Origin of the sequence: Hahella sp. NBU794, from assembly GCF_050749805.1 — a bacterium.
GTDB lineage: Bacteria > Pseudomonadota > Gammaproteobacteria > Pseudomonadales > Oleiphilaceae > Hahella.
The window spans coordinates 1,255,647-1,268,521 of record NZ_CP192738.1; the positions used below are offsets into that span (position 1 = coordinate 1,255,647).

Genomic DNA, 12,875 nt, shown 5'->3' on the forward strand with positions numbered 1-12,875 from the left:
GCCGGTGAGCGATCCAGGGGGCGCTATAACAAGAAAAGGAGTTTTCTATGTTGCATTTGGGAAAATGGCCACGGGGTTATCGCGGCGTCGGACTGATGCTGGCCCTGGGATTGACGGGTTGCTTCGAGCAACCGGTCGCCTTTGATGACGATGGCGTGCTGGAGGCGCGCATCCGGCGTACGGAGTTCGGGGCGCCGCACATCGAAGCGGATAATCTGCAAAGTCTCGCATTCGGTTCGGGATACGCCTTCGCCCAGGATAATATCTGCATCCTGGCGGATCAGATCATCAAATATAACAGTCAGCGCTCTCGCTACTTTGGGCCGGATCAGACTCCCGGGTCCGGCGACTCACAAAATCTTATCAACGATTTCAGCTATCTGGCTCTGGAGTTGCGCAAGCTGGCGGAGGAGGGGCTGGACGCTATGAGCGACGCCAGCCGGGCGTTGTTATCCGGCTACGCCAGCGGCTACAACAAATACCTAAAGGATGTGGGCGTTGACCATATCGATCCTACTTGCGCCGGTCAGCCATGGGTGCGTCCCATCTCGGACGTGGATCTGCTTACATACTCTCTTGGTCTGGGATTGATACCTGGCGCGTCCGGCTTCCTGACGCAGATCTATGTCGCTGCGCCGCCGGGAGAAAGCTATTTACCGCAGATGGCGGACAGCGGCCTGCCGCCGCCTTGGACTGCCAACCATGGAGCCCCTGTTGAGTTGGCTGCTCTGCCTAACAAGTTCAGATTGGGATTGGGGTCTAACGGGTGGGCTTTGGGTAAACGCAAAACCGCCAATGGCAAGGGGATGTTGCTGGCCAATCCGCACTTTCCATTCACAGGCAATTTGCGATTCTGGCAACAGCATCTGACCATCCCCGGCTCCATGAATGTGATGGGCGCATCGGTGGCGGGCATGCCGGGTGTGGTGAATATCGGCTTTAATGAGCACGTCGCCTGGACGCACACTTATTCCACTGCAGAACACTTTGTTGTTTACGAGTTGAAGCTGGACCCGGAAGACCCGACGGGGATGACCTATTTTGTGGATGGCGAGCGACGCCGTATTCAGAAGCGGAGTTATGTCATTGATGTAAAGGTGGCTCCGGATACTGTGTTTGCGTTGAGCAAGGATCTTTATGTCAGCGATTATGGCCCTATAGTCACCCATCCTGAAATCCTGCCTTGGGGAGAGGCGTCGGATGGGGGCTTTGTGGCCTACAGCCTCAAGGACGCGAATCTTGGAAACTTTGATCTGATAGATACCTGGCTGGGCTTGAATCTGTCCCGCGACATGGCGGATGTGCGCAAGGTCTTTAAACAATTCGACGGCGTCATCTTCAATAACACGATGGTGGTGGATGACGTAGGCGACGCATTTTATATCGATGACTCCACCGTTCCTGAATTGAGTCCTGAAGCTGAAACGGCGCTGACCACCGACACCAAGTGGAGGAAGTTGCGGGAGCAGCTTGAGTTCACCATCTTGCCGGGCGACGCTTCCGTATATGACTTCAAGGGGCCGTCTCCTTTCTCTAAAGCGCCGAAACTCATGCGCTTCGACTTTGTGCAAAACTCCAACGACAGCTATTGGCTGACTAATCCCGCCAGTCCGATTCGGGGCGTTTCCACCTTGTATGGGCCGGTGGATAACGAGCAGTCATGGCGTTCGCGCATGGGGCAACGACTTTTGACGGACGCCGCCGGCTGGGATGGACGCTTCACTTTGCCCGAATTGAAAGAGGCGCTGCTGAATAGCCGCTCCTATTTAGGGGAGGAGATTTTGGAAGATCTGCTGGCCGCCTGCAGGGCGCGCGGCGATGAGCCGGTAATCGTCAAAGGCGAACCTGTGGACCTCACCGAGGGCTGTTACGCATTGAGTTTGTGGGACGGCGTTATGAATGCGGATAGCCGGGGCGGGGTGTTGTTTAGGGAGTTCGCCTGGCAGTTTGATCAAGACCCGCAATGGCGTAAGCCATTTTCTCCCCAGGACCCTCTCAATACGCCTAATAAACTGGACCCGAACGACAAGGTGCTGGAGCAATTGGCCACGGCGATATGGTATGTGCAAGCGGCGGGGTTGTCTCTGGAGACGACCCTTGGCGAAGCGCAGTTTGTCGAAATGAGCGCGCTCGATGGTTCTCCAAGCGGCGTACGTTTCCCGTGGAGCGGCGCCGCCCATATCGAGGGCGGCTTCAATGTGTTTAATCCCTGGATTAAGCCGGATGGAACCCTGCTGCCCCGGCATATTTATTCTTTCCTGCCCGGATCAAAAATCAGCGCAGAGGCCATAGGTTATCACCTGACGCATGGATCGAGCTGGATGATGGCGGTGAGCTTCACGGTTAACGGGCCGGTCGCCGAAGGGTTTTTGACCTACTCCCAGTCCGCCAATCCAGAGTCTCCGTACTACCTGGATCAGACGGAACTGTATTCGCAGCAGCCGCGTTTGCGCCCACTGCGATTCCGCGAGCAGGATATCGCAGCCCATACGCAATCGGAGCAGCGTATCAGGCTGGATATTAATTAGAGCGTAGTGCGGCTACTCGGCGCTAATGACCACTGCGCCGTCGATAGCGTCCAGATGGATGCGCGACGGCGTATGCTCCCGCGTCACCAGAAAGGACGCCAGTTCCGCCACGACCCGTTGCTCGATGGAGCGTTGGATTGGTCGCGCGCCGTAGAGCTCGCTGAATCCCGCCTCTGCGACATGCGCTACCAGGTCGTCGCTGAAGCTCAGATTAAGCTTTTGCTCTCTGATGCGCTCGCGTTGATTCAGCAACTCCAGCTCGCGTCGGGCGATGCTCAGGATGCTGTCGCGATCAAGCGGGTTGAAGCAGAGAATGGCGTCGATACGATTGATGAATTCGGGACGGAAGAAGTCGCGAATGCCGCTCATCGAAACCTGTCCGCGTTTTTCCGCCGCAGAGAAGCCCATGCCGCCGCCAGCGTTTACGCCCAGGTTGGTGGTCATAATGATGATGGTGTTGCGGAAGTCGGTGGTGCGGCCGAAGCGATCGGTCAACAGGCCTTCGTCCAGCGTAGAGAGCAGGGCATCAAAGACGCTGTCGTCGGCTTTTTCAATCTCATCGAGCAGCACCACAGAAAACGGATTGGCGCGCACGTGCTGCACCAGTGGACTGGGTTTGCCTTCGCCGCCAATCAGACGCTCAATGTGTCCGGGATGTTGGAATTCGCTCATATCGAGCCGGAACAGAGGATTCTTGCTTTGGCCCGCGCTGAAGAAATAATCCGCCAGCGCTTTGGTGGCGGCGGTCTTGCCAACGCCGGTGGGGCCGGCGAACAGCAGCGTCGCTATCGGCTTTTGCGGGTCGTTGAGGCCCGCCTTGAAAATCTGGATCACTCGGCATAACTGTTCGAGGATGCTGTCCTGACCGATGATGCGGGTTTTGAAATAATCCAGCAGCGCTTGCTGTGACAGCGCCTGCTCATCCCGCAGGAACAGCTCCGGCAACCCGGTGTAGGCGACGAAATCGGCGATGACCTGATCGCGGGTAATGGTCGTCTGTTTCTTCTCAAAGGCGTTTTTGACGCAGTGATGATAAAAGCGCACCAGATTGCCCGGCGCACGCTCGTATTTGATGTAACGCCTGACCAATTGCGATACCGTCTCCAGCGCATCATCGCGAGTGTCGATGGCGAAGTTGGAGGCGGCGTAATTGGCGTAAGCCTGCACCACTCGCTGCGCGGAGCGGCCGGACAATTCCGTCACGTTGATCTGCTCGAACAAATGCAGGAACCCCGGTAGTTTATTACGCGCCGCTTCCAGTTCTTGCGGGCGCAATTCGCCGATAATGCGGATCTGGCCTTTGGCGAGGTAGGAGCGCAGATAGGCCGCCATGGAGTCTTCCTGGCCTTCGCCGCCAATAGACAGCAGGCTGATGAAATCATTGAGCCAGAGTACGCCGTTGATTTGCGCCAGAGACTCCACCACTTCATCGCACACTTCCTGCCACTCTCCAAGGTACTTGGCCTTGGCGATGATGCGCTGCGGCGTGGCGCGCCAGAAGGTGAGGGGCGCATCGCTGGATTTGCTGAGGCGCGCGGCCACCCGCACCGCTTCCTGCCAAAGCACGCTCTTGCCGACGCCCTGCTCGCCGATCAGCAGGCAACTGCTGCGTCCTTCCAGCAGTTCCTCCGCCAGGCGCTGGATCATTTCGCCTCGCTCCCAGGCCACTTCCGGGAGACGGCTGACCTGACGTTTGACGCGCTTCGGCAATGGCGCCTGATCCGACACCGTCAACATGTACTCCATTGCATCGCTATTGTGCTGTTGTTGAGAAGGACGCACTTTGCCGCGGTCGAAACTGACCACTTCCAGCCAGGGTTCGGAAGGCATGATGTAGCGGTAGGCTTCTTCCGGCGTGACGTTATTCAACACTTGCAGGGAGAAATGTTCGATCAGCGTTTTCAACTGCACTTCATCATAGTAATAAAACGAGCGTTGTAGAAACGGCAGAAAACATTCGCCGAAGCCCCTGTTGGGGTCGCGGCTATGCACCGCCGCAATGCGGAAAGCGCTGGGCGCCGACAGCGGATACACGCCCTGATCCGAACGATAGGACAGCAGCGCGTTGATCGCATGGAAGCTGATTTGCGGACTGCTGATCTCCGGACTGTACAGGCACTCTCCCTGTTTGATCGCCTTGGCCAGACATTCCGATGCGGCGCTGCGGATCTTGGAGGGATGCGACTCCATCACCACCAGTTCCGTCCCCAGAATGACGCCAATCACATCGCCGCTTTCCAGGGTCCAGCAGGCTACGGGAAATTCTTCAATCGCCATGGCGTAATTCTCCTTTGCAGGCGGGGCTTATCAACAGACGCCAGTCGGCGAGCATGGGGGAGCCGTTCAACATCAGGCCGGTGCGCAGATCGGTGACCCCGAATTCCCGCTGCGTGGCGGTGGGCGTCGTGTAAAGGCGCTGGATATCCAGGTCGCCCTGATGGTCCTGCTCCAGACGTTGCTGACTGCCTTCCTCCGCAGTTAAGCCCGGGTAAAACGCCACGGTCACGGGCACTTGCAGGTTGGACTCTTCGATAAAGAGATGCACTCCCTGTTCATAGCTGAAATAACGCTGCAGCCCGGGGCCGCGCAGCGCCAGCGCGACGCAATCGTCGCTGATGCGGCTGTCCTGTACTTCGCCCAGGCGCCCCAGCGTCTGCTCATAGGCGTTGGTCAGGAAGCGCACGCCCATTTGACCTTTTTCCGCCACCAGAGAGCGGATCACCAGGCAGCCCTGGTCCAGTCCCTGGTTCAGATAAGCGTGGGCGATAAACAGCACGTAGCTGAAATCGACGCCGAGCTGGAGGTTGTCGCTCATGTTGTAATCGACGAAGTCCTCCGCTTTCTGATAGAGGCCGTTAAGGTAGTCGCGCAGGTCGTTCTGAGCCGCCAGCGCTGAAAAATCCAGACGTATGGAGCGCCAGCCTTCCCGCGGTCGCGCCGAGGTGCGAAAAGGCATATTGGCCTGCAGACGCTGGGTGCTGCTGCGTTCCTCGCTTTCCCAGGTATAGGTTTGCAGCGGCTCCAGCAATTCGCGCAGGGCGTCGCTAAGATGCCAGCGCCAGTAATCTTCGTAATTCTCAGCGGGATGCAGCAGGCTTTGCGGTTGATGCAAACGTTCGTCCAGCGCCTGCAGCGCGGCGACCATTCTTTGATAGTCCGGCAAGGCATAATCCTGCTCTGGGCGCGGCAATGCGCCCGCTATGATGGACTGGTGGCGGAAGCGGGTGATGCGGCTGTCAACGCCATGAGGGCCGTCAAACAGAGTCAGCATGATCGGGTCCAGGCTGTCCAGTTCCGCCAGTCGTTGCGCCGTCAGATGGGTGATGACCCGCTCCAGGTTGCGTTTCAGCGCCCGTGCGCCCAACAAGGGATCGAAGCTTGCGTCCGCCAGCCGGTTAAGACAGGCCGGGTCTATGTTCAATATTGTGCTGCGACGGATAAAACCATCCCGCTCCAGCAGGCGTTGCATGTGCAGTTGCGCCAGCCGTTGCATATCGCTGTGTTGTAGCGGGTTGAAGACGACGATGTCGTTGATGCGGTTGATCATTTCCGGACGGAAGAATTGCTCTACGCTCTTGCGATAGGTCGCCGCGTTGTCGTCGTTGTGATGGCTGAAGCCAAACCGCGACGCCGCCTCTTTGGCGCCGATATTGGAGGTCATGATCACGACGGTCTGGGTGAAATCGGTGGTCTTGCCCATAGCGTCAGTCAGGCGGCCGTCGTCCAATAATTGCAACAGCAAATCATGGACCTTGGGATGCGCTTTTTCGATTTCATCCAGCAACAGGACGCAGGCTTTTTGGTAGCGCACCCGCTCCGTCAGTAAACCACCTTGCCCCATGCCGTCGCCAATCAGTCGGTGTACGGCGCCGGCGTCGACGAACTCGTTCAGATCGATGCGCACCAGACAGTCGCTGTTGCTGAATAATCGTTGTGTGAGCAGCTTCGCCGCTTCGGTTTTACCCACGCCGGTGGGGCCGATGAACAGAAGGGTGTTGAGTGGTTTGCCCAAGGGCGTCAGTTGCGCCTTGATGGTCATCACGGTGTCCGTCAGCACGTCCTGCGCCTGCGGTTGACCCACCAGACGCTGCTCGAAGAAACGGCGCACTTCGTTTTCCTGTAGCGTGGCGTTTTTATCGATCAACGCTCTGCGGAAATGGAAGTTGGTCTGGAACGCCTGATACACCGCTTGCTCATCAGCGCGTCGGCCTTGATGCTTCACGGCGATGTCGCGCATGACGGACAATACTGAGCCGGGCAAGGCGCTCTCGCCGCGAAAGCCCGGCTCCAGGCCGAGCAGGGTAAGCAGCGCCTGAGAGGCGATTTCACAGTTGTATTCGCGCTCCCATTGCGCGCGTCGGCGTATATAAACTTGCGACAGTTTCTCCGCCGGCAGCGGCTCCAGTCGCAATACCTGAAACAGGTCGGCGAAGCCGCGGTCCAGTTGCTGAATGCGTTGCCATTCATAGGGCGTCGCCTCCAGCACCAGGCCGATTTCCCTGCGCTCCAGATAGGGCTTCAGCACATGGCTGAGGGTGAGGCTGGTTTGCGCGCTCTTGCCAATGCGGAACAGCGCCACAGGATTGTCGATGTAGAGCACGTCCGGGGTGCGGATGCCGTAGGTTTCCTGCAGGCGTTTCTTCACCCAGCTGAGAATAGCTTCAAAGCGCCGCTCCCACTCGCCAACCACGCTCATCCCGGCGATCACCCGTAATGGATCAAGCAGCCAGAGTTTTTGCAGTCGCTCCGGGGCTTTGACGTCGCTGTTCGCCATGTACTGGACCAGCGTGTGCTGAATCAGGTTGCTTTTGCCGACGCCGGGCGCGCCGACGATGACAACCGGTTGCGGTTTGCCGGAGAACAGAGCGCGTTCCAGCCAGACGGCTTCGTTATCGCGATGCAGCGAGCCTTCCAGGTCATCTGGATAAAACTGGGCGAGATCTTCCGCTGTCTTTTTCAGTTCGTAGGCGCCGTTGAATTCACGGCTGGCGGAGAAAAAGGAAAATAGCGACGCTGCGTCTTGTTCGAAGGGGGAATCGCTCTGACCGACGTTCACGGAAACGCCGATAGTGGTGGCGGAATCACCGGCCTGAGAGTACAGACGTTTGATGTCGAAGGACTCATCCGCTTTGCGCTGACTGCGGATATAGGCGCCAATTCTTCCCGCCAGAAATTCAATCAGTTGCGGGCGCGTCTCCACGTCGTCAGGGATGAGCAGCGTCTGGTAATTCAGTTTGGGAAGACAGAGGTAGCGATGCTCGCGCACCTGATATTGCGCCACCGCAAACAGGCCGTCCACCAAGTGCATGCCGGACTTGAAAGTCAGGTGGATCAACTCGAACCGATAGTCCGGCTGGAAGCACAACCAGAGCAAATGTTCTACGCTGTCCCGGTCCAGGCGTCGATCGTCGAAGGTCTTTTTGAGCGAGGATTGATAGCTGCGCAAGGCGTCGCCATAGCGGCGTCGACTGACGATAAAGCCATCCGTCAGCAGCGGCGTCAGGGTGAACTCGCCGTTGCGGGTCTCCACCAGCGTGGGAAATTCGAGTCGCAGTAACGTCATTCCTGCAGCCCTCCTGCGGCGTCGTCATAGGCGGATTTAGCGCCGCGTTTTTTATCTTCCGGTTTCTTTTCCTGGCGGATGACGAGGCGGGCCAGCAGCTTTTCCTGCAGGGAGCGGGCGGCTTTGTGTTTGACCCGCTCTGAGTGCCCGGAAAGATCCTGATAGGTCTGTGGATCACCGAAGCGTTCGTCCTGATATTCTTCTTCGCGGACTTTGCGATGGGCTTTCATGTCTTTGTAAAACTTCATGCGGTGAATGCCGGTGGGAACCTTGTATTCGTCCAGCCTGGCGTCATTGAAATCGATGTACATCGGCGCGTTTTTGTCTTCTTCCGTGGCCCAGTCCACTTTGCCGTGGTCATGACGCCAGAAATGTTGCGCGCAGGCGCCAGATAAGGCCCAGCCCATGCCAATCAGAGGCAGTTCTTCCTGAGTGAGCATTTCTTTGCTGACTTTATAGGGCGGCAGCGTCACTATCTCGAAAATATCGTCGCCCCGACAGACGCCCTCCGTTCTCGGATTGGCCTCCAAGTCGGGGTCTAAGTAGATCCACACCCGGGTGTAGTCATGGTCTAATTTTTCGAACCAGCGCTCGTACCACAGGGACAGACGGTCGAGTTGGGGCTGGCCGCCGTACACGAACAACAGGTGCCGATTGTAGTGCGGGTTGAGCGTGCTCTCGATTTCGATCAGGAAGTCGTCAAAGCGCGTCCTCAGTTCTCGCAATGTCTCTTCATAGTCTTCCGCGCGCATGGCGCTTTGTTGATCCAGTAATTGGCTGAGGCACTCATTTTCCAGTGCGTAGGCTTCTTCTATTCTTTGAGCAAGCGCCTCACGCAGGTTGAACAACTCGCCATAGCGCCGGGTTTGCTCGGGGTCTTCCCAAAACGAGTTACGCTTGCGGCGTTTGCGCGCGTCCATCTGGTCAAGCTCGCTGAGGCAGGAGATCCAGGTGGGGCTCTCCTGCAGCGCCTGCAGATCGCGGCGGTGGGCGGCGACCTTCTCGGTCAGCTCCATGAAGTAGCCTCTGGCGCGTTTCTCCTGATGAGTGACGCGGGCGTCGAAGCTCAGTGCGTCCGCGCTGACCGTGGCGGTGATTTCCAGGGGATCTTCGTGGGGGCGGGCGCTGAGCGCCGGCGCCAGATGAGCGGTGACGTGCTTGCGCAACAGCCGCTGCACGGAGCGCGCGCCGTAACGCGGGTCCGAGGGCAGGTTGTTCAGATGGCTCCAGACGGGGGCCTCGAAGTTCAAACTGACCTGACGATTGCTTAGCCCGGCGGCGCCTTGTAAGCGGCGCATTTCTTTCTGCAGCACGACCATTTGCTCTTCCTGTGTGAGAGCGAAGAAGGGCGCGACCTGATCGATGCGGTTGAACAGCTCCGGGCGGAAGTATTTCGCCGCCGTCTGCTCGAAATGGCGTTGAGCGGCGGCGTCAGTTTTATCTTCCGTGCTGAAGCCGACGCTGTTTTGCATGAACTGCTGAGCCCCCAGGTTGGAGGTCATGATGATCAGCGCGCTGCAAAAGTTGGCGGACTCGCCGTGGTCGTCGGTAAGCCGTCCTTCTCCCAGCACCTGCAGCAACAGGTCGTAAAACGCCGGATCGGCCTTCTCGATTTCATCGAACAGCAACACGGAGAACGGCTGTTGACGCACTTTGGTCACCAGGCTGGCTTCGCCGGTGGCGGTCAGTCGGGTGACGGAATAAGGGTCGCTGTATTCGCTCATGTCGAAACGCAACAGGCGTTTCTCATCCCCAAACATAAATTGCGCCAGGGTTTTCGCCATTTCCGTTTTACCGACGCCGGTAGGGCCTACAAACAACAGCGAGGCGATGGGTTTGCCGCGAGGCGCGAGGCCGGCTTTGACGGTGATAATGGCGCGCACCAGGGCTTCCACGGCCTGAGTCTGACCGACGATGCGGCGACGGAAATGTTCGCGGGCTTTGTCCGCGTCCAGACGGGCCTGATGATCCACCAGAAAACGCGGCATGCCGCTCTCTTCGCAAAAGGCGGCGATGGCTTCATTTTCAGTGATGGCGCTGCTGTCTTTATGGGCCGCCAGGATCATGTTTTCAAAAAAGCGGATGATCTTGCCGGGATAGCCCGAATAGGGCGCATAGCGGCGCTGCAGCAGGATAATGCGTTCAATGGCGTTGGGGGCGATGCGTATATTGAAAAGCTCAGCCTGAGATTGAATCGCCTGCCGCGCGATCTGGTTTTCCTCCTCCTCGCTGCGTTCGGTGAAACGCACGATATGGAAGAGCTGACTATAGCCAGGAGCGCGTAAATCAATGGCGGCCAACTGCTCTTCCGTCACTTCCGCGATGAGCGTGATTTCATTGCGGGTCAGCGGATCGCGCAGGGCTTCGGCGATGCTGACGCTGTTGCCCTGATACTGGCCGACTTCGAACAGCTCGCTAAGGTTGCCCAGGTAGATAAGCTCGCCGTTGGCGCGGGCTTCGCGCACCCACAGACCCAGCGCGTGACGCCATCCGCCCTGTTGCGTCAGGGCCTGCAGCATTTGCGCCGCGGTAGTGCGCCAGGGAATCTTGTTGGCGTTGACGCCGGTGAAGTGGCGCTTCACAAACTCGTTGATGAGTGCGGTCTTGCCACAGCCGCTGGGGCCAACCACCAGCACGCTTTGGCGGAATTCGCCAAGCAGGTTGCGATTTAACGTGTCCACATAAGCGTCCAGACCAAACACGCTGGCGCGACTGCGATGCATCCGGCGCGCCGTCTTTGCAATCATCGGCTCGTCTTGCTGGCGCCGCAGGTCCGCCAGTTCCGCTGGCGTGTAGAACTCCAGCGTCACTTCTTCACGCACGACTTTAGGGGGCGCATACCACTGACAGGCGATCAACGAACGCGCACTGTCGAACCGTTTATTACGCAGCATTTCCAGCTGGATGCATTCGCTGACCCGCTGCATGATCTGCTCTTCGTCCCAGCAGAGGCAGGCGACGGCCAGAGCCGGGACCACACCGAGGATTTCCCCCTGGCGCAAGCGCCAGATGACGGCTTCGAACGTAATCTCATGTCCTGTATAGCCGCCCTCTCTGGAGGCCGGGGCCTTTATTTTCACCTCACGCACTTCCGTCTCGCCTTCCGGCAGATAGTGCAGCAGCTCGACATACTCGCCCTGCTTCAGCAGTTTGCTCTGCGCGCGCTTTTGAAACTGGCGGGCCACATGAGCGCTGGGGGCGTTCAGCCAGGCAATTTCGGTCATATTGCCTGGAAGGGTGAGTGTGACGCCGCTTTCGTGGGTGAGGATGGTGTTATAGAAGGGGAAACTGAACTGTTTACTCATGGCTGAAACATCTGCGCAATGGAAAAGACGTGCCTGTCCGGACGATGCGAACGGAAAAGGGGCTATTCTTACGAATATGGCCTGGGAAAACAATTGAGAGTAAAAGTTATGTTCTCGGCGCCGGCCTAACGCAGGCTTTATTGTCTGAGATCAAGGCTGTTCATTCGACAGATCAATAGAGTCCCTCCTCTTTGTCTGTGAACGTTGGAACCAGCCTGTGGCGAGCCCTGTCTCCCTCAGCTTTTCGACGCAACCTGAATAAATATGACGAAGAGCGCATTTTCGCAAAATCCCATGAAAACGGGATGAACGACAGGGAAAGTCGGGTTATGTTGATAGAGTGTTGCGTCTGTCCTGAGTCCAGATCAGGACGGAGGCGGCCACAGGAAGTGGCTTTCCCGGAGTTTGACGGCGGAGTGTGAGAGTGTCGGCGCCAGCTCAAGGAAGAAAGGGAAAAGCCGTGGCAAGCAGAATGATTTTATTGCAAACGCTTGTTGAGGTTCCTATGAACTTACAAAAATTAGAAGAACAAGTTTGTAAAGCCAGAATCGTATTTGAAGCCCATGGTCGGGAAATCAGCGACATTTATCTGGGGCGCTTTCCCTACTGCGCCTGTCGCGCGGCGAGCGACATGCTCGGCACCTGGTTGACGGCGCATGGCTATGACAATGTGCACTTCGTCAGCGGCCTGCGCGGGGAGGAGCCGCACGCCTGGTTGGAAATGGGAGCGTTGATCGTCGATATCACCGGGGACCAGTTTATTGATGGACCGGGTCGTATATATATCGGCGCGGATAAACGCTTTCACGATCAATTTGGCCTGCAGGCAACCAGCGAATGCTGCCTGAGCGGCGTATTCGAAGCGCCTTACAGAGCCTTCGCCGCCTATATGGAATCAGCGTCGGAATTTACCCCGCCACCTCCTCCGATGTATGCTCCGCACGCGATGCAAAGCATGGAATTATAGCCGTCACCGGAGTTAAGTTTGTCTTCCACCCTAGTCGCCAGAGCGCGCCAACTAAGCGCCTGGTTTCATGTCCTTTTGTGCGGTTTGTGCCTGTCTCCACCCTGGTTCGCGCTGGCGATTGCTATGGGCCTGGGAGATCAGCGGCTGTGGACTGTCTCTCTGGAAGCCGCGCCCTATGGTCTGACAGCGATGGCGTTCGCCTATCTGTACGGAAAAAAGTTTGGGGACTGGTATTTACCTGTCGATGGTGAAAAACCAACATTTGAGATTGTTTGCGCTTCCTGCGTGGTGTCTTTTTTTGCGGCTATCAGTACAGGAGCATGTATTGGTCTGATCTCATCTGTGTGGGAAGGGATGGATGGGCTTTCTATCGGGCTATTCGCTGGACTGGCCGGATACCTTTGCGCGCTGCCGCTGATATTGATTTTAGGTGGACTGGGAGGCTTGGCGCTGACCCGGCGCCTTAACAAATTGGCGGCGGACTTAAATCAGGCGGTTAAGCCCGCTTAAAT

The 12,875-nt window shown here is 57.5% G+C and carries 6 protein-coding genes; 3 read left to right on the forward strand and 3 right to left on the reverse strand.

Translation table 11 applies throughout. The annotated features are described in order from the left end of the window. Positions 1 to 47: 47 nt before the first annotated feature. Positions 48 to 2,528 (forward strand): acylase, encoded by a 2,481-nt coding sequence (locus tag ACQYWX_RS05635; RefSeq protein ID WP_431688168.1) that lies wholly within the window; start codon positions 48 to 50, stop codon positions 2,526 to 2,528. Positions 2,529 to 2,540: 12 nt separating this feature from the next. Here the strand turns inward: ACQYWX_RS05635 and ACQYWX_RS05640 are convergent, their stop codons facing one another. The 3 genes from ACQYWX_RS05640 to ACQYWX_RS05650 are packed head-to-tail and all read right to left on the reverse strand — an operon-like array spanning position 2,541 to position 11,396. Beyond that, the gene (locus ACQYWX_RS05640) at positions 2,541 to 4,805 is read right to left on the reverse strand and encodes an AAA family ATPase (RefSeq protein ID WP_431688169.1); all 2,265 of its coding nucleotides are present in this window, start codon (positions 4,803 to 4,805) and stop codon (positions 2,541 to 2,543) included. After that, positions 4,795 to 8,091, reverse strand: a complete 3,297-nt coding sequence (locus ACQYWX_RS05645) for an AAA family ATPase (RefSeq protein WP_431688170.1) — start codon at positions 8,089 to 8,091, stop codon at positions 4,795 to 4,797. Before ACQYWX_RS05645 ends, ACQYWX_RS05640 begins: the two co-directional genes overlap by 11 nt. Continuing rightward, a complete protein-coding gene (locus ACQYWX_RS05650; protein WP_431688171.1) occupies positions 8,088 to 11,396 on the reverse strand; it encodes an AAA family ATPase in 3,309 nt (1,102 codons plus the stop codon). Before ACQYWX_RS05650 ends, ACQYWX_RS05645 begins: the two co-directional genes overlap by 4 nt. Positions 11,397 to 11,901: 505 nt before the next feature. Here ACQYWX_RS05650 and ACQYWX_RS05655 point away from each other — a divergent pair. Next, positions 11,902 to 12,363, forward strand: coding sequence for a hypothetical protein (locus ACQYWX_RS05655; protein WP_431688172.1), 462 nt, complete (start codon positions 11,902 to 11,904; stop codon positions 12,361 to 12,363). An 18-nt stretch (positions 12,364 to 12,381) separates the two neighbouring features. Continuing rightward, positions 12,382 to 12,873 (forward strand): hypothetical protein, encoded by a 492-nt coding sequence (locus ACQYWX_RS05660; RefSeq protein WP_431688173.1) that lies wholly within the window; start codon positions 12,382 to 12,384, stop codon positions 12,871 to 12,873. The last annotated feature ends 2 nt before the right edge of the window (positions 12,874 to 12,875 follow it).